18 protein-coding genes are annotated in these 19,176 nt (G+C 47.5%); 2 read left to right on the forward strand and 16 right to left on the reverse strand.

The annotated features are described in order from the left end of the window. Nucleotides 1-5 precede the first annotated feature (5 nt). The 12 genes from G3255_RS11805 to hpf all read right to left on the reverse strand — a co-directional run bounded on the left by G3255_RS11805 (nt 6) and on the right by hpf (nt 13,895). Nucleotides 6-1,163 (reverse strand): PDZ domain-containing protein, encoded by a 1,158-nt coding sequence (locus G3255_RS11805; RefSeq protein ID WP_349291435.1) that lies wholly within the window; start codon nt 1,161-1,163, stop codon nt 6-8. A gap of 81 nt (nt 1,164-1,244) precedes the next feature. Then, the gene (locus G3255_RS11810) at nt 1,245-2,351 is read right to left on the reverse strand and encodes a trans-sulfuration enzyme family protein (protein WP_211654634.1); all 1,107 of its coding nucleotides are present in this window, start codon (nt 2,349-2,351) and stop codon (nt 1,245-1,247) included. Continuing rightward, nucleotides 2,351-2,938, reverse strand: coding sequence for a redoxin domain-containing protein (locus G3255_RS11815; protein WP_211654635.1), 588 nt, complete (start codon nt 2,936-2,938; stop codon nt 2,351-2,353). The genes G3255_RS11810 and G3255_RS11815 overlap by 1 nt, the downstream gene beginning before the upstream one ends. A 169-nt stretch (nt 2,939-3,107) precedes the next feature. Continuing rightward, nucleotides 3,108-4,634: a murein hydrolase activator EnvC family protein gene (locus G3255_RS11820; protein WP_211654636.1), complete on the reverse strand. Its 1,527-nt coding sequence runs from the start codon at nt 4,632-4,634 to the stop codon at nt 3,108-3,110. 111 nt (nt 4,635-4,745) lie between these two features. Continuing rightward, nucleotides 4,746-5,630 carry a permease-like cell division protein FtsX gene (ftsX, locus tag G3255_RS11825; RefSeq protein WP_211654637.1) on the reverse strand — a complete coding sequence of 295 codons (885 nt, stop codon included), beginning with the start codon at nt 5,628-5,630 and terminating at the stop codon, nt 4,746-4,748. Then, nucleotides 5,620-6,306 (reverse strand): cell division ATP-binding protein FtsE, encoded by a 687-nt coding sequence (ftsE, locus tag G3255_RS11830; protein ID WP_101190690.1) that lies wholly within the window; start codon nt 6,304-6,306, stop codon nt 5,620-5,622. The genes ftsX and ftsE overlap by 11 nt, the downstream gene beginning before the upstream one ends. Nucleotides 6,307-6,572: 266 nt before the next feature. Beyond that, on the reverse strand, nt 6,573-6,920 hold the full coding sequence (gene cccB, locus G3255_RS11835) for a cytochrome c551 (RefSeq protein ID WP_211654638.1): 348 nt from the start codon (nt 6,918-6,920) through the stop codon (nt 6,573-6,575). 54 nt (nt 6,921-6,974) lie between these two features. After that, nucleotides 6,975-7,790: a YitT family protein gene (locus G3255_RS11840; protein WP_442757090.1), complete on the reverse strand. Its 816-nt coding sequence runs from the start codon at nt 7,788-7,790 to the stop codon at nt 6,975-6,977. Between the two features lie 219 nt (nt 7,791-8,009). Then, entirely contained in the window at nt 8,010-9,209 is a 1,200-nt protein-coding gene (locus G3255_RS11845; RefSeq protein WP_211654640.1) for a cation:proton antiporter, read from the reverse strand. Nucleotides 9,210-9,339: 130 nt separating this feature from the next. Beyond that, nucleotides 9,340-10,450 (reverse strand): peptide chain release factor 2 gene (prfB, locus tag G3255_RS11850; RefSeq protein ID WP_211655850.1). Its coding sequence is split into 2 segments (ribosomal slippage): nt 9,340-10,377 and nt 10,379-10,450, totalling 1,110 coding nucleotides; the frame shifts between segments, so codons are not numbered across the junction. A gap of 63 nt (nt 10,451-10,513) precedes the next feature. Further along, a complete protein-coding gene (gene secA, locus G3255_RS11855) occupies nt 10,514-13,030 on the reverse strand; it encodes a preprotein translocase subunit SecA (RefSeq protein WP_211654641.1) in 2,517 nt (838 codons plus the stop codon). Nucleotides 13,031-13,325: 295 nt separating this feature from the next. Further along, on the reverse strand, nt 13,326-13,895 hold the full coding sequence (hpf, locus tag G3255_RS11860) for a ribosome hibernation-promoting factor, HPF/YfiA family (protein WP_211654642.1): 570 nt from the start codon (nt 13,893-13,895) through the stop codon (nt 13,326-13,328). Nucleotides 13,896-14,021: 126 nt separating this feature from the next. On the opposite strand from hpf, the gene G3255_RS11865 reads away from it, so the two are divergent. Then, the gene (locus tag G3255_RS11865) at nt 14,022-14,729 is read left to right on the forward strand and encodes an SDR family NAD(P)-dependent oxidoreductase (protein WP_211654643.1); all 708 of its coding nucleotides are present in this window, start codon (nt 14,022-14,024) and stop codon (nt 14,727-14,729) included. Nucleotides 14,730-14,798: 69 nt separating this feature from the next. On the opposite strand, the gene G3255_RS20070 is transcribed toward G3255_RS11865, so the two are convergent. The 4 genes from G3255_RS20070 to G3255_RS11885 all read right to left on the reverse strand — a co-directional run bounded on the left by G3255_RS20070 (nt 14,799) and on the right by G3255_RS11885 (nt 18,389). Next, entirely contained in the window at nt 14,799-15,458 is a 660-nt protein-coding gene (locus tag G3255_RS20070) for a ComFC family protein (RefSeq protein WP_249222116.1), read from the reverse strand. After that, nucleotides 15,455-16,783 carry an ATP-dependent helicase ComFA gene (locus tag G3255_RS11875; RefSeq protein ID WP_211654644.1) on the reverse strand — a complete coding sequence of 443 codons (1,329 nt, stop codon included), beginning with the start codon at nt 16,781-16,783 and terminating at the stop codon, nt 15,455-15,457. The genes G3255_RS20070 and G3255_RS11875 overlap by 4 nt, the downstream gene beginning before the upstream one ends. A gap of 40 nt (nt 16,784-16,823) precedes the next feature. Beyond that, nucleotides 16,824-17,654 carry a DegV family protein gene (locus G3255_RS11880; protein ID WP_211654645.1) on the reverse strand — a complete coding sequence of 277 codons (831 nt, stop codon included), beginning with the start codon at nt 17,652-17,654 and terminating at the stop codon, nt 16,824-16,826. 174 nt (nt 17,655-17,828) lie between these two features. Continuing rightward, complete coding sequence (locus G3255_RS11885) at nt 17,829-18,389, reverse strand: DUF4440 domain-containing protein (protein WP_211654646.1); 561 nt, start codon at nt 18,387-18,389, stop codon at nt 17,829-17,831. Between the two features lie 131 nt (nt 18,390-18,520). Between G3255_RS11885 and G3255_RS11890 the strand changes: the two genes are divergently transcribed. Continuing rightward, complete coding sequence (locus G3255_RS11890) at nt 18,521-19,129, forward strand: 3'-5' exonuclease (protein ID WP_211654647.1); 609 nt, start codon at nt 18,521-18,523, stop codon at nt 19,127-19,129. Nucleotides 19,130-19,176: the final 47 nt, after the last annotated feature.

Genomic DNA, 19,176 nt, shown 5'->3' on the forward strand with positions numbered 1-19,176 from the left:
TCTCCTTACTCGACAATCAAAAGACCTAGACGGTGATGGTCATGGCGGAAGACGACATGCTGCCGCAAACGCATTTCCAGGTTATGATCGATTACTTCCAGGCGGCAATGCGCTGCATTGAGCTGGATGGCTTCGTATAGTTCCGTTTCATTCGTCACGGTCGTGCCGTTCACTTTGCGGATGACTTCCCCGCGCACAAGGCCCATCTTCTCAGCCGGAGATCCCGGAAGAACATCAATGATCATAACGCCTTGCGCTTGAGGCGTCACAGTATAATTTCCGCTGCGCTCTTTCTGAGCATAATAGATGCTAATGCCTAAACGGAACAATGCACCTGCGGCAAGCGCGATGATCGCCATCGGCTGCCAAAGGAAACCGAATAAGGCAAGAACGATTGTCAATACAGCCGACCAAGCGATCGATTTCGCAATTTTGGGGTACAAATAAACGGGCAAAGTGCGTTTACTGCGTCCTTGAAACCCGAATACCAACGGGAACAAAATTAAGGAAAATGCCGATTCACCGATCGGCAGCTGCGGCCAGTATGGTGCGTATTCAGAAATCATTTCTCCGGGCACGACTAGAACTGCCGGTATCAGCCATAAGCGGCGCGAAATATAGGCAGCGGCACGTAAACCACGAGCCGATTTATGCAGGCGAGGCGAAGCGGAATCTGCAGCTGATTTTTCGACCATACGGCTTTCGATGAACAACAAAAGCCCTGCAATCAAAGCGACTGAAACAAGCCAGCCGTCCGTAAGCCCCCTGCCTGTCATTTCGGCGAACCCGAGATTGACATTCCAATTATTAGCTTCAAATAACCAAACGATCAACGCTGCCGCCCCCGCCAAATAGACGAAAGAAGCGAGATGGTAAAAACCCGTCAGCATGATAACAATACTCACGATGCTGAGCGCGATCAACCACTCCATCGGTACCGCCAAACCAGCAGCTGCCACGATGACCGATAAAATTAACGCATACAACCAGCCATCTTTCAGCAAACGTTTGAATTCAGTTCCGCCATACACGATCCGTGTACGGAAAATGCGGCGTTCTTTTTTGACGCGAAAATATCCAAGCATCGTCGCTGCAAATAATGCGACATAAAAAACAGGGTTAAGAAAAAACGTGGCAATTGCCATCAAAAAATCCGTTAACACTCCACTGACACCATCCTTAAGCTAAATGAACTTATGTTCCATTGTACCAAAGATGCAGGGTTTGCCCTACACCTTTTTCAATCAGTTAAACGCTTGCTGCAGCTGCCCGAGGATATCTTCAATGCCTTCAATTCCCGCCGACAGCCTGACGACACGCTCAGTCACGCCGATCCGCGCTTTTTCTTCAGCGGATAATGCACGGTGAGACGTGCCGAACGGATAAGAGACGGTCGTTTCGACGCCGGCTAATGTCGGAACGATCTTGATCCAGCCGAGTGAAGAAAAGAAGGCTGAGACGTCAGCTGATTCAGGAAGTTCGAACGAAACGATTGCGCCTTTCCCCGGATACCAAACACGGGCTTTGTCTTGCAGAAAATCGGCGATCGCTTGGGCATTGGCACTTTGTTTCTCCATCCGCAAAGCCAATGTTTTAATGCCGCGTATCGTCAGCCATGCTTCAAAAGGGCTTAGGTTCATGCCGAGGTTTACGACACGTTTTGTGGCTTCTTCAATCAAAGCCTCATCGCCCACCAATACTCCTGAAGTGACATCGCTATGTCCACCAAGATACTTGGTTGAACTATGTACGACCAAATCCACGCCTTGTGCATAAGGCGTATACGTATAAGGTGTCGCGAATGTATTATCGATCATCACTTTAACGCCATATTGTTTTTTTAATTGGACAAGCCCTTCGATATCTTCAATTCGCAAAAATGGATTGGTGATTGATTCACTCAACATCAATTTCACTTCCGGAAAATCAACCAAAATTTGTTCAATCGTACTGGTTTCCGAGAAATCCGCGAAATGGACTGTAATGCCGAGTCTTTTTAATTCTTCCTTCAGCAAATGGAAAGTGCCCCCGTAAACATCCTCTGCAGCGAGGATATGGTCTCCCGCCTCAGCAACAGACAGGATGCCCGCAAGTATCGCGGACATGCCCGAAGACGCAGCAACACCTTTCGGGGCGCCCTCTAGCTGTGCGACAGTTTGCCCAAGTGCATCTGTATTCGGGTTAGCTGTCCGCGTGTAGAGATAAGTTCCGTTTCCTTCGTAGTAGCCTTCCAACTCTTCTAACGAAGAAAAAGAGAAAGCTGATGTCTGGTAGATTGGCATGACTTTCGGGCGGATCGTCCGCTCTTCCATGCCTGCTGTGTGTACAGATTTCGTATCGATTGATGTCATTATGATTCCCCCTTATTGATTTCTTCAATAAATCCATTCATCATTTCTTCATCCATTGGGCCGACAATTTTATGCAGGACACGGCCCTCCCTGTCTATGATATAGGAAGTAGGAATGGAAAACGCTTGGTAGAGCGCACCAATATCCCCATTCACGTCCATTGGAATCGGAAAGCTCAAGTCGAACTCTTCGACAAATTTTTTAATTTCCGACATGCCTCGGTCCTCTGTCGTTAAATTGACAGCAACCACTTCGACATCTTTATCCTGTTGGTTCTCATAGAAAGTTTGCATATGCGGCATTTCTGCGCGGCAAGGCGGGCACCATGTCGCCCAAAAATTAAGAATGACCGCTTTGCCCCGGTAATCCGACAGGCGTATTTCCTCGCCTTTCAAAGTCGTTAATTCAAAGTCGGGAGCCAGTTCGCCTTTTGCCAAGCCTTCATCGGTCGGCAAAAAATCGACCGTGCTGCCAAGCGCCATTTTATTCAGCGCGCGGTCTTCTTTCTGGCTATCGAAGACGGCCCATACTGCGAGAACAATGACCAAAATGGCAGCTATCAGGAGCCCGATCATTTTTTTCGACATTCTTTTCACTCCATTCCGTTACCATCATACGATAAACGAACTGTCTGTAGCCAGTAAATTCGCCGGAATTGCCCCGCAACAAATTGTGTCAACGAAAAAACCGCCCAAGCCATTTATCCAAGCTTCACCAGTCGTGAAGCGGAAAGAATGGCCTTGACGGCTTTTTGGATTAATAAGAGAGATAATTGGCTGGGTTCACAGCATTGCTGCGCGCCCCATTCCAAGATCCTACGTGAATTTCAAAATGCAAATGAGAACCAGTCGAACGGCCGGTATTGCCCATGCCTCCGATAAACTGGCGCTGCTCAACTTTTTGCCCGACTGATACCCCAATTGAACTCAAGTGAGCATAAGCAGTCGCATATGGCTGCCCATTAATCGAGTGGGTAATGATGATGACATTGCCATAACCGCCCATCGATCCTGCATATGAAACGAATCCAGCCGCTGAAGCGACGATAGGTGTTCCTGGGCTGTTGGCGATATCGTAACCAAGATGCGTCTCTGCACCGTCCCCGATATCACGCCCGCCAAATCCGGACGTATGGCGCCCTGATGCCGGCATCACGAAATTAGCTGATGGCTTAACGACAGGAGCCGGTGCCGGCGTTGGCGCTGGTGCCGGAGCTGGTGCGGGTGCTGGCGCAGGGCTGGCAGCGCTGGTGCTTACTGAAGAAGATTTAGCAGCCGCTTTTTCGGCGGCAGCTTTTTCCGCGGCCGCTTTTTCGGCTGCTGCCCGTTCAGCCGCTGCTTTCTCGGCTGCTGCACGCTCAGCTGCGGCCTTTTCGGCTGCGGCTTTTTCAGCCGCCGCTTTCCGTTCCGCTTCGGCTATGCGTGCGCGTTCAGATTCTTCTTGCTGAGCCAATTTCGCCATGCGAGCTTGTTGTCCCATAATCTGCTTTTCGACTGCAGCGCTGACTTCAAGCGCTTCTTCATGCTGTGCTTCCAAATTGTTTTTCTCTGAAGCTAAACGTTTCTGTTCTGCTTCCATTTGAGCTTTCAAGCCAGCTTGTTCTTTTTTCTGGCTATCCAATGATGCTTTCAATGAAACCAGCTCTTCACGGCGCTCTTCTTGGTTAGCAAGAATTGTTTCGACCGCTTCTTTTTTCGCAGCCAATTCTTTTTTGTCGGCTGCTTGTTCACGCATGATTTCACGGTCAGCTTCGATCAAAGTGTTGACTGCTGAAAACCGGTCGATAAAATCAATAAAGCTATTGGCCCCTAGAAGAACATCTATGTAATCGACAGATCCACCGCTCATCTGGATGGCACGTGCACGCTCTTTCAATAATTCAGTGCGTTCGTCGATTTTACGCTCGAGCTCTTTGATTGCTTCTTTCAATTCATCGATTTCTTCTTTGGTTTGATCGATTTCTGCTTGTACTGTGTCTATTTTTGATTGTGTTTCCTGCATTTTCTTATCCAATTGCTGGATTTCCGAAACGATGCTGTCGAGCTTTGAAGACGTTTCCTGAATCTCGCCTTCTTTCTTTTGGATACCCGAGCTCAAGTCTTCTTCTTTTTCTTCCAACTCTTTACGCTCTTGTTCCAATTTTTGCTGTTCTTTTTGTACTTGCTGTTGCTCCTGTTCCAATTCATCGAGCTTGCTTGTGTTTGCGTGTGCACTAGGCATCAGCAGTGACAATGCGAGAATTGATGAAACACCGGACAACATCCATTTAGACTTCGAGTTCAAGTTCGTTTTCCCCCTTTGGATATACGTTCTTTTTCTATGTCTGTATTTTATTTCCTGATTTATGTAAGTTTTAGACCTATGGTTAACATGCGACCATAGGCCTTGGATTGATTATACCCGTAAAAACTTGCGAATGGACATAAAACTTCCCCAAATCCCGATAAAGACACCCATTGCCAAGATCAACGCGCTTACTTGGTAGATGAACGGTGAAAACTCGAGCAATTGGAAGAGTTCTCCGCTGAGACGTGGTTGTACAAATTCCGTGATTTTCTGATATAGCAGTACGACCAGCCCGATCGGTATGATGGAACCGAGGATCCCGAGCCACATGCCTTCTAAAATAAATGGCACACGGACAAACCAATTGGTCGCCCCGACAAGTTTCATGATCTCGATTTCAGTGCGACGCGCCACAATTGTGATGCGGATCGTGTTCGAAATCAAGAACATCGCTGTAAACAATAATGCCAAAATGAGAATCAGTCCAACATTACGCCCTGCGTTAAGGAAATTGAAAAGCTTCTCAATTTTTCCTTCTCCGTATTCTACGTCTTCGATATATTCAAATGCAGCAATTTCTTGGGCTACCGTTTCAGTCTGTTGAGGTTCTGTCGCTTTTACATAGAACACATCAAACAACGGATTGCTTTGCTCGAACAAACTGAGTTCTTCGCCAAAGTCGAGCACAAGATCCGTCAACTCTTCTTCTTTCGTTGAAAAGTCGGCCGATTCAACACCGTCGAGGCCGGATATTTCTTCTTCGAGTTCTGCAACATCTTCTTCTTCTGCATCAAGTGAGACAAAGACTTTGATTTCAACATCGTTTTCCAAATCATCGGCGACTTTGTTTAGGTTCATCATAATCATGACGAATACCCCTACAAGCAATAAAGTAACGGTGACGGCGCTGACAGAGGCAAATGTCATCCAGCCATTTCGTCCGAGGCTCTTAAGGCTTTCTTTGATGTGACGGCCAAATGTTCTAATCTTCATAGCCGTAATCACCTCCGGCTGCGTCGCGCACAATCAGCCCGCCTTCGATGGCAATGACGCGATGTCTTAACTTGTTGACGATTTCCCGGTTATGGGTCGCCATGATGATGGTCGTCCCTGTCGAGTTGATCTGTTCAAAAAGGTTCATGATATCCCACGAGGTATCGGGGTCAAGGTTTCCTGTCGGTTCGTCGGCAATCATCACTTTCGGTGTGTTGACAATCGAACGGGCGATGGACACACGTTGCTGCTCTCCGCCAGACAATTCACGCGGGAACATTTTCGCCTTGTGCTTCAGACCGACCATGTCGAGGACTTCCATGACGCGCTCTTTGATAATTTGCGGTTTTTCCTCGATGACTTCGAGTGCAAACGCAACATTTTCATACACGTTCAATCGGGGCAGTAGTTTGAAATCCTGGAATACTACGCCGATGTCACGGCGAAGAAAAGGCACTTTCCGGTTCTTTAATTTTGCGATATCTTTTCCATCGACAAGCATTTGCCCTGAAGAAGGACGCTCTTCACGATACATCATTTTGATGAACGTGGATTTACCAGCTCCACTCGGGCCGACAATATAAACAAATTCACCTTGTGCAATCTCAACGTTCAATCCGTTAAGCGCTACAATGCCGTTCGGATATTTTTTGTAAACATTCTTCATTTGTATCATTGATAAACCACCTATAGTCATTCGGCATTTTGCCGAAGTTTATTTCCCAAGTACGTAGCAAATTTTGCAGCACGGTTATTATAACACTCCTAAACCCCTTTTTTGTTACAGTTACATTTCAATTCAGACTCAGTCTCGATACAAAGAATTATCTGAAATTTTAATAATATAAGGTCATAATTCATCTATTTTTACCTTATTTTTATCATTCACCAACAAAAATACCTCGTTTTATGGCAAAAAAATAAACCGGGCAAAATGCCGGTTTATTTTTGGTTCGCAAGATACTCTGCTACAGCTTCTGCTTCTTCGCCTTCGATGATGTTCGGAGGCATAGCGCCTTGGCCATTTTGAATAACTGACAGGATTTCTTCTTGTGACAAGCGGGATCCCACATCATTCAATGCCGGGAAGTTGCCCTGGCCTTCTAAGTTTTCACCGTGGCATGAAATACAGTTTTGCTGAATGACTGCTTCTGCATCCACTGTCGTTGTTTCAGTTTCTGTATCGCCGCCTGTATCAGCTGGTTCTTCAGGAGATGTTTCTTCCCCGCCGCCGCATGCACCAAGCACAAGAACTGAACCGAACAATACGGTCATCAATTGCTTTTTCATGGAAATCCTCCTCTTCGTCTTGCTTTTTTTACCTTCTATAGGAGTATACCAAATTTAGGCACGTTTGAAACCTTCCCCAAGAACTTCGGAAGCGTCGGATACGATAACAAAAGCTTGCGGATCGATCAATTTAACCAATTGTTTTAGTCTTGTAAATTCTGTCTGAGGAATCACGACCATCAAAATCGGCTTTTCATTTCCGGAGTAGCCGCCCGTCGCTGTTAATTCCGTAACGCCTCGATCGACTTCATCGTAAATGGCATCCCGGATTTCCACTTGCTTGTTCGTGATGATGTATACCATCTTCGAACGGCTGAATCCGACCTGCACCAAATCGATGGTTTTGGTCGTCAGATACAATCCGATCAATGCATACAAGCCTTTTTCGATATCAAAAACGATGGCTGCTGCCAACACGATCATGCCGTCGATGATCGCAACGCTTGTACCGAGAGTGAGGCCGGTGTATTTGGTGATGATCTGCGCTGCAAGATCGGTTCCGCCAGTCGATGCTTTCCCGCGGAACACGATTCCTAGCCCGAGACCGACCATGATGCCGCCAAACAGCGAGCCGAGCAGCGGATCTCTCGTCCAGGCTTCCCAATCTTCCGTCATGAACACGACGAGCGGCAAAAACACGGTACCGACCGCTGTCTTAATTCCGAAATTTTTTCCAAGCAAAATGATGCCCGAAATAAACAGCGGAATATTGAATGCCCATTGAACGAATGCCGGCTTCCATTCGAACAAGCCGAATAGAATCGTACTGATGCCGCTGACTCCGCCTGAGGCCACTTCATTCGGCAATAGGAACACGTTGAATGAAATGGCGACAATTGCCGCTCCTGCCAGAACGGCGATATAATCCATCACAGTTGTCAAAACCGGATGTGGATCTCTTGATTTACGTATATTTCGTTTACCCATAAGCTATTATTCCTCTTTCGTCTATATTCACTTGAACCCTGTCAGAGTATAGCAGACCCCCCGTTTTTTGTGAACTTCATCTGGATAAAGCAATAGCCTTCCCGCAACTGAACTGCTAGCTGTATTCTATCGGCAAACTCCGACATTTTTGCTGCTCTTCTTCTATTGAATTTTTTTTAATACTTTTGACAGTGGGTAAATGCCGATGCTTTGAATGGCGAGGGAAAGTAGAATTACCGCAAATGCCAGGGAAATCAGCACTTGGTCTTGCCCGGAGGCCGTTTCTTCGAGCCACAGCAACAGTGCAATGGACATGGCGCCCTTGATTCCTGACCATGTAGTTAACGTGATTGTCGAGAAATCATTTTTGAATTCATCCCGCCATTTAGGCACCCCGTAAATGAACAGCGCGATAACGATGAAACGGACGATGATGGTCAATAGGAAAATGACTATTGCGAACCACCAGCCTGAAAATGCCAGATACTCTGCACCGCGTATGCCGATTAACAAAAACAGCACCGCCAATAAAATCGGTGTAACAATATCCCAAAAGCCGTTCAATGACTGTGGGAGTGTATCTTCCTTAATGCTTCTTCCCATTTCATAAGCGACGAATACTCCGGCTGCCACTGTGGCAAGAACCCCGGACACCCCGATCGCTTCCCCTATATAAAAAGCACCGTAAGCTCCGATGACACTCAGCATGACTTGGTATTTTTTATCTTGGGTAAAGCGGATCGTTCTGCTCATCAACCAACCTATAGCAATCCCGAGAACGACGCCCCCAATCGAAACGAGCAACAATTCCGAGACAAATTTGCCCAATGAAAATCCGTTTCCGGTTTGATACATCGTCAGGAAAATCGTGAAAAAGACGATGCTCGTCCCATCATTGATCATTGACTCCCCTTCCACGACATCAGCAATCTGTTCTGCACCGCTGCTTTCTTTCAAAATAGCGGTCACCGATACCGGATCGGTCGGTGTCAGGATCGCCGCTAGCAAGAAAGCCGCCGTGATGGTCAGGCTGGTAAATATCCCGCCTGCGAAATAGATGGACAAGCCGAGCAGAGCAACGGTGAGGATCAGTCCAATCGTGCTCAAACTGACAATAATGCCGATGTTTTGCTTTAGCTGCTTTAATGGAAATTGATAAGCCGAGGTAAACAACATTGCCGGTAAAAAAACATTGAAGATAATTTCTTTTGAGATATTAAATCCGTCGAAATACGGAATAAACGAAAGCCCCAAACCAATTGCTACCAACACGACCGGAACCGGAAAAAAATTCTTTTTGATATCGATTGTATAAACGATATAGCCAATCATCAGCAAGACCAATAATTGATGCGTCATCATGTCCAATACCTCCTTGCAAATACACGTTCCTTTTTCTTCTATTGCCTTTATAGCCATTAAAAAAACCCCGAAAGGCGCCGCTCTATTGAGCAACGACTTTCGGGGCGTATCTTTAACGCTTAGAAAAGTATTATTCAGCTTGTTGCATTTTCGAACGCAGCATCGCATGAATGAACCCATCCAGGTCGCCATCCATGACAGCCTGGAGGTTTCCTGTTTCATAATTTGTCCGGTGGTCTTTGACCATGGAATACGGGTGGAAAACGTAAGAACGGATTTGGCTGCCCCAGCCGATTTCTTTCTGTTCGCCGCGGATTTCCAGCAATTCCTTTTCCTGCTCTTCGATCTTTAATGCATAGAGTTTCGCTTTCAGCATTTGCATTGCTTTTTCACGGTTTTTAATTTGCGAACGTTCCTGTTGGCATGTCACTACAGCACCTGTCGGCAAGTGGGTAATCCGGACAGCGGAGTCTGTCGTATTGATGTGCTGTCCACCAGCGCCGCTTGCACGGTAAGTATCGACTTTCAGATCTTCGGTGCGGATATCGATTTCGATTTCGCCGGTAAATTCCGGCATCACTTCACACGATACAAACGATGTGTGGCGGCGGCCAGAAGAGTCGAACGGCGAAATGCGGACCAAGCGATGGACGCCTTTTTCAGCTTTCAAGTAACCGTATGCGTTATGTCCTTTGATGCCGAGTGTCACCGATTTAACGCCGGCCTCGTCTCCCGCTAGATAATCCAAAGTCTCCACTTTGAATCCGCGTTTTTCAGCCCAGCGCGTATACATGCGCAAAAGCATCGAACACCAATCCTGGGATTCTGTTCCGCCAGCACCTGGGTGCAATTCCAATATGGCATTGTTTTTATCGTACTCTTCGCTTAACAGAAGCTCCAACTCGAAAGCGTTCAAGTCTTTAAGAAACTGCTTCAGCTCCCCGCTCACTTCTTCGTGAAGTTCTTCGTCCGGCTCTTCGCGTAAAAGTTCGAGTGTCATTTCCATATTCTCTTGATCTTCTTCGAACTTGCGGTAACGATTGACTGTATCTTTTAATGCATTCACTTCGGAAATGACCACTTGCGCTTCTTCTTGGTTATTCCAGAAATTTGGGTCGATCATTCTCTCGTCCAATTCCTGTATACGTGCCTCTTTGTTTTCTAAGTCAAAGAGACCCCCTGAAGTCCGCCAGTTTTTCGGCTGTTTTGTCGAGCTCGTTGCGAATATCCGCTAATTCCATCATATAAAGTTCCTCCTCATAATAATGCCGAAGAGCTTTTGCTCTTCGGCCATGAACACTCGTTTACGAAGCTGCCCCGTGGCAGTTCTTGAATTTCTTGCCGCTGCCGCATGGGCACAGGTCATTGCGACCGACTTCCATTTCCCGGCGGGCCGGCTCTTTCTTCTTGCGTGGTGCTTCGCCGCCTTCTTTCGGGTTGACGGCTTGCCCTTTCGCCACTTCTTCGCGTTCGAGATTGTTCTTGATTTCCGCTTTCATGGCGTATTTCGCCACGTCGTCTTCAATCGCCTCGATCATCGCTTCGAACATGGCAAAGCCTTCGTTCTGGTATTCGCGAAGCGGGTCATTCTGGCCGTATGCACGTAAGTGAATCCCTTGTCTCAATTGGTCCATCGCATCGATATGGTCGATCCATTTCGTATCGATCGAACGCAACAGGACGACTTTCTCGAATTCGCGCATGCGGTCAGGCGTCATTTCAACTTCTTTTTCATCATAATGCGCTGTTACCTTGCTGCGCACAAATTCGATGATCTGGTCTTGCGTTTTGCCTTCCAGATCTTGTTCAGTGATCGTATCTTCCGGCAGGAGATTAGCAGAAATCACTTCCGTCAACGACTTCAAGTGCCACTCTTCCGGCTTCTCTGCTGTTGTATAGCTTGCGACCATGCGGCCGATCGAGCTGTCGATCATATTGTCGACAAGTTCGCGCATATTATCGGTCTCGAGCACTTCCATCCGCTCTTTATAGATGATTTCACGTTGTTCACGCAACACATCATCATATTGCAAAAGGCGTTTCCGTGCATCGAAGTTATTGCCTTCCACACGTTTTTGGGCAGATTCGACAGAACGTGTCACCATGCGTGATTGAAGCGGCTGGGAATCATCCATGCCAAGTTTACCCATCATATTGCGCATGGCATCCGAACCGAAGCGGCGCATCAGATCATCTTCAAGCGATAGATAGAATTGCGTTACACCGGGATCTCCCTGGCGTCCTGAACGACCGCGCAACTGATTATCGATACGGCGGGATTCGTGGCGCTCGGTACCGATAACCGCGAGTCCGCCTGCTTCGATGACGCCTTCACCCAATTTGATGTCCGTTCCGCGCCCTGCCATATTCGTAGCAATCGTGACAGCGCCTTTTTGGCCGGCATCCAAGATGATTTCAGCTTCATGTGCGTGGTTCTTCGCGTTCAAGACCGAATGCTTGATGCCTTTTTTGGTCAAATACTCAGAAATGATTTCAGACGTTTCAATCGCTACGGTACCGACAAGAACCGGCTGGCCATTTTTATGGCGCTCGATAATGTCTTCAGAAACCGCTTTGTACTTGCCTTCTGTTGTCGCATAAATTAAATCGACACGGTCATCCCGGATGATCGGCTTGTTTGTCGGAATGGAGATAACGTTCATATTGTAGATGTTGCGGAACTCTTCTTCTTCCGTTTTCGCCGTACCGGTCATACCTGACAATTTCTCATATTTGCGGAAATAATTCTGGAACGTGATCGTTGCCATTGTCATCGATTCGTTCTGGACTTCCAGGCCTTCCTTGGCTTCGATCGCTTGGTGAAGCCCGTCCGAGTAGCGGCGGCCTTTCATAAGGCGGCCGGTAAATTGGTCGACAATGACCACTTCGCCGTCCTGGACGACGTAGTCGACATCTTTTTGCATGGTGACATGTGCTTTTAGCGATTGGTTGATCGCGTGGTTCAAACGTACGTGCGTTAAATCGAACAAGTTATCAATGCTGAATGCTTTCTCAACTTTCTCGATGCCCTCTTCTGTCAGCACGACACCTTTCGTCGTTTCATCATAAGCGTAATCCGTGTCTTTCTGAAGCAGTCGCCCGAAAGCGTTCGCTTGCATATAGAGCTGGGCGGACTTCGCTGCCTGACCTGAAATGATCAACGGCGTCCGTGCTTCATCGATCAAGATCGAATCGACCTCATCGATGACGGCAAAATGAAGCGGACGTTGGACCATATCTTCTTTATATAGCACCATATTATCGCGCAAATAATCGAAGCCAAGCTCGTTATTCGTGCTATAAGTAATGTCCGCCTGGTAAGCTTCTCGTTTTTGTTCTTTTGTCAGGCTGTTGACGTTCAGCCCAATTGTCAGGCCGAGCCAATTATAAAGCTGGCCCATTTCTTCCGCATCGCGGCTCGCCAAGTATTCGTTGACGGTCACGACATGGACGCCTTTTTTCGTGATAGCGTTTAAATAGACAGCCATCGTTGAAGTCAAAGTTTTACCTTCACCGGTTTTCATCTCGGAAATATTCCCTTGATGAAGCGACGCGGCACCCATGATCTGTACGCGGAATGGATACATTCCAAGGACACGCTTTGATGCCTCGCGGACTGTCGCAAATGCTTCAGGCAATATATCATCGAGCGACTCGCCTTGTTCGAAACGTGCTGTGAATTCGGCAGTTTTCGCTTTTAAGGCTTCGTCTGTCTTAGCCGTAAACTCATCGGCCAGTGCTTCCACTTGGTCTGATACTTTTTCCAATCTTTTTAAATCCCGTTTATTCGGGTCAAATACTTTATTCAATACTCCAAGCATGTTTAACCGCTCCCTGCATGGCGATTCAGGCTGAAGACAACCTAAAAACCGCTATTGCTCATATTTTCATTTCTTTGGGTTTATCTTAATCATCTGCAGCATTTTCAAAAAAAATCTCACCATTTATTTTAACACTGCACTATAAAGCGTGCAAACAATGCATTTTCTGCTCGTTCGCAAAATTCCATTGAAAAAGAGCGATTCTTAACAGGCTTCATTCAAAGACCAGTTGCAGAAAATAATGTGCTTGAATAATTGCATAACAAAAGCCTCCCGTTACAGGAGGCTTTTGTTGTTATGAAGTTGTTTCGATTAACCCGTAAGAACCGTCTTTGCGTTTGTAGACGATATTGGTGCCGTTTGATTCGGCGTCAGTGAAGACGAAGAAACTATGTCCGAGCATGTTCATCTGCAGAACTGCTTCTTCCTCGTCCATCGGTTTCAAGTCGAATTGTTTTGTACGGACGATTTTCAAATCTTCCTCGTCATCCGTTTCTGCCGCGCTGTTATTTTGCGCTTCGCTTTCGGCTTGTGCAAAAGCAAGGCCCATTCCTTCGCGGTCGCGGAATTTGCGGTTGACTTTCGTTTTATACTTGCGGATTTGACGCTCCAGTTTTGAAACGATCAAATCGATCGCTGCATAGAGATCATCGTGCCGTTCTTCAGCACGTAGTGTCAGGTTTTTCATCGGAATTGTGACTTCCACTTTTGTTTGGCTATGATTATACGTTTTCAAGTTGACCATCGCTGTTGCATTCGCTCCATCGGTGAAGTAGCGTTCGATTTTCTCTACCTTCTTCTCGATGTGTTCGCGAATTGCGGGAGTTACCTCAATATTCTCGCCTCTGATGTTGAATTGCAACATGTGAACTCCTCCTTCTGTTTTGCTGTCTATCTATTTCTAGTTGTTCCCTACGGAATCCTTCTTGAAACGTAAAAAGTTTCAGTGCTGTAGTAAAAAGGTAAACAATATGACAAGGAGATGAAGCCCATGTTTACAAATAAAACCATTGTAGTAACAGGTGCCGCACAAGGCATCGGGAAAACCGTAGCACAATATTTCCAAAAAGAAGGCGCAAACGTCATCGGCTTGGACATTGAGGAAGTCGAGATCGACGGAGTGGAATACCGCCGCTGTGATGTAGGGAGCTTTACGGAAGTCGAACGCGTCTTTTCCGACATCCATGATGCGCACGGCAGCATCCATGTGCTGATAAACAACGCCGGAATCTCGGAATTTACGCCACTTTGGGAGCTGACGGAAGAAGATTGGGACCGCGTGCTCAATACAAATTTGAAGAGCGTCTTTATCTGCAGCCGTGAAGCTGCCCGTTATATGGATGAGGACATCCGGTCGATCGTCAACATGTCTTCAACAAGAGCGTTCATGTCAGAACAAGGGACGGAAAGCTACTCTGCTTCCAAAGGCGGGATTTTCGCACTCAGCCATTCACTCGCAGCAAGCCTTCATACAAAAGGTATTCGCGTTAACTCGATTGCCCCTGGCTGGATACATACCGGCGACCGGGACGAGCTCCGTAAAGTCGATCATGAGCAGCATTGGAGCGGGCGTGTCGGCACAACGGACGATATTGCTAGAGCGTGCTTATTCTTGTCGAATCCGGATAATTCCTTCATCACAGGGGAATGTTTGACGATTGACGGTGGCATGACACGCAAGATGATCTATGAACATTAATATAAACGTGAACGGCTGCTCCATGCAGCCGTTTTTTTTAATGCCTAGGCGTCAGTCGTTTTTTCAAGCTTAGGCACGAATCAAGGTGAGTATGCGGATCGACTCTGCGCCCGCTTGCTGCAAAGTTTTTGCCGCCTGCCGCATGGTTGTGCCTGTGGTATAGAGATCATCGACGAGCACCAGCTGTTTCGGAACCGCTTCCCCGTTCAATCGAAACAACTGCTTTGTTGCCATCCGTTCCTGGCGTGTTTTCTCCCCCAAGGTTTCACCGCATTTCTCCAGCAGATGCCGGTATGGAATATTCGCTGACAGCAGTAATTGGTCCACTTGCGAAAAGCTCCGTTCGCGGAGCTTTTCTTCATTCAGCGGAATCGGCACGACCAGCGCCCGCTCATTTGCTAAGTTATCATTCAAATCCTTCGCAAATACTTGAGCCAATAAAACATCTTTTAAAAACTTATATTGGTGAAACCAGTCTTTCATGGCATCGTTGTAGCGGTATAGGCTTTTTCCTGAGTGGATGAGACCCCGGCAGCCGTGCTGTTCCCAATAATGGCAATCGTGGCATATCGCTGCACCTTCCTTACCGCAAAGTTTGCAGCATGGTCCTGTAATTTTTGAAAACTCATTGCGGCACTGCTGGCACACCAATTCTGGAGGTTCATAGAGAAAAATGCCGCGCCACGAGGGAACAAAGCGCAATGCTTGGTCGCATAGACAGCAGTTCATGCTTTCTCCTCCTTGTTATAGAAGAGGATTTCTTGTCTGGCCGCGTCCATTTGCCTGGTGATGCCATTGTGGAAAAAGATGACGTCTCCAGTAGGATCTTTTGCGCTTCGCCCGACCCGCCCGGCAATTTGAATGAGCGCTGCCCGGTCGAATACCCGGTGATCGGCCCCGACGACTGCGACTTGCAAGTGGGGGATGGTGATGCCGCGTTCTAATATAGTGGAGGTGGCAAGACCTGCTAAAGCACCTTCCCTCAATTGCATCACTTTTTCTTTGCGATATGGATCTTTTGAATGGACCGCAGCGATTGCGCAATCGATTTTGTGCAGGAGCGGGCTTGCTAGCTCGATCAACTGGATGGACGGAAAGAACAGGAGGAACGGCTGCTTTTTCCGAAGCTTGTCTTCTATCCAATCTTTTAATGGCGACGGAAGCTTGCCTTTTCGGAGATGGCGTTCATAATTCCACATCGCCCGGTAAGCGGGAACTGGCAGGGTTGCGCCATGATAGCGCCTAAATATGGTGGAGTGTTCGGCAATTTGTTTTTGGAGTGTTTTGGATGGGGTGGCGGAAATGTAGATAACGGGAGCGGACGGCTTGGCGGCTTTTTTCACAGCCCGTTCAAGCGATGGGTCAAGCGAATACGGGAAAGCATCCGCTTCATCGACGAATAGCAAATCGAAAGCTTCTTGGAATCGATACAATTGATGAGTGGTGGCCAGGATAATTTCACCGTAGCCGGTTTGTTCGGGGCTATCGCCGTAGAGTGTATGGATGAGGGCATCGGGGAATGCCTGTTTGAATCTGGGGGACAATTCGAGGATGACATCTGTGCGCGGCGCCGCTACACAGATGCGCAATCCTTTTTGCAGCGCTTCGTGAATCGGGGAAAATAGAATTTCTGTCTTGCCGGCACCGCAGACAGCATACAGCAGATGATCCGCTCCTTTTTGGATGCTATCTGCGATGGCTTTCGATGCGTTTGCCTGCAGTGGCGTCAGACTGCCATTCCATCCGAAGGCGCGGGGGCCGGCATTAAGAATGGCCGGAGCTGTCCACAAAACCAATTCTGTACAGCTGCTGATGCGTCCCATTTTGATGCATGTTCGGCAATAGCTGCAAACTTTCCCGCATGTTGCGCATGCGTACGAAATCACATAATCAGGTGATGTCTCCTGGCATCTTCCACACTCGCCATCAGCAGATATGCCGCTGATAACGATTGCGTCGCCTCGATCGATTACTTCCTGTACAAGTTCTTTTGGAAATGGAATGAATTGCTTCATCCATATCCTGCCTCTAAAAAATGCTTCGATTGCCTGCATGAGTTTCCTCCTTCTTTTATAGCCAAAAGGCCTTGACCGGTCATTTCTTTGCCCAGCCAAGACCCATCGCGCCCTCTCCTAAATGCGTGCCAATCACCGGGCCAAAATGGGAAATCGTGAATTCCACATCCGGGCAGGCCAGTTCAAGCTCCGCTTTCCATTTTTCTGCTTCTTCCAGGCGGTTGGCATGGATGACCGTCGCTTGAAGCGGTTCTTTGCCGCAGTCTTTTTTCAATTCTTCAGCAATGCGGTTCATTGCCTTTTTTCGTGTGCGAATCTTTTCATACGGAACGATCAGCTTATCCTGGAAATGCAGCAGTGGTTTGATCTGGAGCATGCTTCCAACTAAAGCCTGCGCCCCTGACAAACGCCCGCCGCGCTGCAAATGGCGAAGGTCTTCCACCATGAAATAAGCACGCAGCGTTTTTTTCATTACCTCAAGCTCTGCTAAAATCCCTTTAGCATTCATGCCTTGCTCCGCCAGTTCCGCTGCTTTTAGCGCATAGAACCCTTGGACTGCACAAGCGATTTCAGAATCGAACACGTGGACATCCAAGCCTTCGGTCATGTCTCCTGCCTGCTTCGACCCAGCCATCGTTCCGCTGATGCCGCTCGACAGATGAATGGCCACCACTTCCTCGTATTGCCCTGAAAGCTTTTCATATAATGAAATGAACTCACCGACCGGCGGCTGAGAGGTTTTCGGCAGTTCTTCCCGCGCTTTTTTGTAAAATTCCGCAGTATCCAATTCGGTTTCCGCATAGGATTCTGTGCCGAATGTAATCTGCAAAGGTACTACATGTATGCCTTTATCTTTTGCTTGCTGCTGCGGAATATATGCCGTGCTGTCTGTCACAATTGCTGTTTTCATTTTCAATCAGCCTCCACTGCTATCTTACCAAAACTTATCTGCCGATAGACAGAAAATCTGGTCTATTAACGGATCTATTTCCGTCATGATTTTAAACTGGCGCGAATAAAAAAAGCTTTTCCGGGTACAAGCATCGATTTGCCTGCCAGGAAAAGCCCTTCGTACAGTTTTCCATTATTGATTTCCGATGAAGTGCAGGCTCGTCACTTTCCAGTCATCCTGCTCTTTCTTGAAAACGACCACTTGGCGCCCGGATTGCTGCATTCCTTGCTCCGTTCCGGCTTCATTCATTTCTACATCGATCGTGGCAAAAACTTCCGCCCGGTCCTCTTCGTATTTGACGATTGTCTCATCGCTTGTCGTATACGTCGTATCGTAATTTTCAAAGGCTTCGCTCAATGCCTGTTGATCTTCTTCGCGGTCAAAGCCATCCGGGTTTTCAGCGATGGTCGCCATATATCGATCCATGTCTTCAGCATTAAAAGCCGCGATGTATTCCTCATATGCGCTAAGGAGTTCCTGCTTTTCAGCTTCCGGAACATCCGCAGCGATGATGTCTCCTTCATCGTCCAATGTAAACCCAACTTCTTGGTCAGTGATACCGTGTTCCACCGCATTATTTTCACTTGCCGCATTGCCGTCTTCCGCAGTATTGCCGTTGACCGAAGCATCTTCTTCGCCTGAACAGCCTGCGAGCGCCAACATGAGCCCCGTTGCCATTATCCATTTTTTCATGATGCATTCCTCCTGCGCTCATTTTGCCATAGCTCTTCCCGGAATACAATGAAGAAACGGTGTCAATATGCGACAGGACAATTCGTTCCACTGTCATGTACAATGGAAGAAAAGCCAAAGGAGGCGATCATTTGGAAAAATGGGAAGCAGAGCGTTTGCTCAACCAAAAGATGCAAGACACACGCACATACCCAAAAAGAAGAACCCCTGCACGGGCGAAAAAATACAATTTGACGATGGCACCGGCAGATGACTATATTGTGTTGGATTTTGAAACGACCGGTTTGCGTGCAGGCGAAGATAAGATCATTCAAATCGGTGCCGTTAAATACATCGGGCATCAACAACAAGACACGATGTATCTGCTGATCAATCCAGAACGGCCAATTTCCAGCACAATCACCCGTATTACAGGCATCCGCAATGGCGATGTCCAGGAAGCACCGGTCATCGAGGAAATCGCTCCGCAATTGATCGAATTTATTGGCGATTTGCCGATTGTCGCCCATAATGCACCATTCGATATGGGATTTCTTTACGCGCTTGAGCACATCACGCCGGTGCCGCCTTACCAAGTTATCGACACAGTCAGGCTGGCACGCAAATTCATCACTGAAACGCCGAACCACAAACTGACGACTTTGTCGGCCTATCTCGAGCTCGAGCACAATGCCCACGATGCGCTCGGGGATTGCCTAGTCACTGCATCGATTTATCAATTTTGCATCGGACGTATGTAAAAAAGCGCCGGAAGAAAAACTTCCGGCGCTTTTTCATATTTTGGGCA

Origin of the sequence: Planococcus sp. MSAK28401, assembly GCF_018283455.1 — a bacterium.
GTDB lineage: Bacteria > Bacillota > Bacilli > Bacillales_A > Planococcaceae > Planococcus > Planococcus alpniumensis.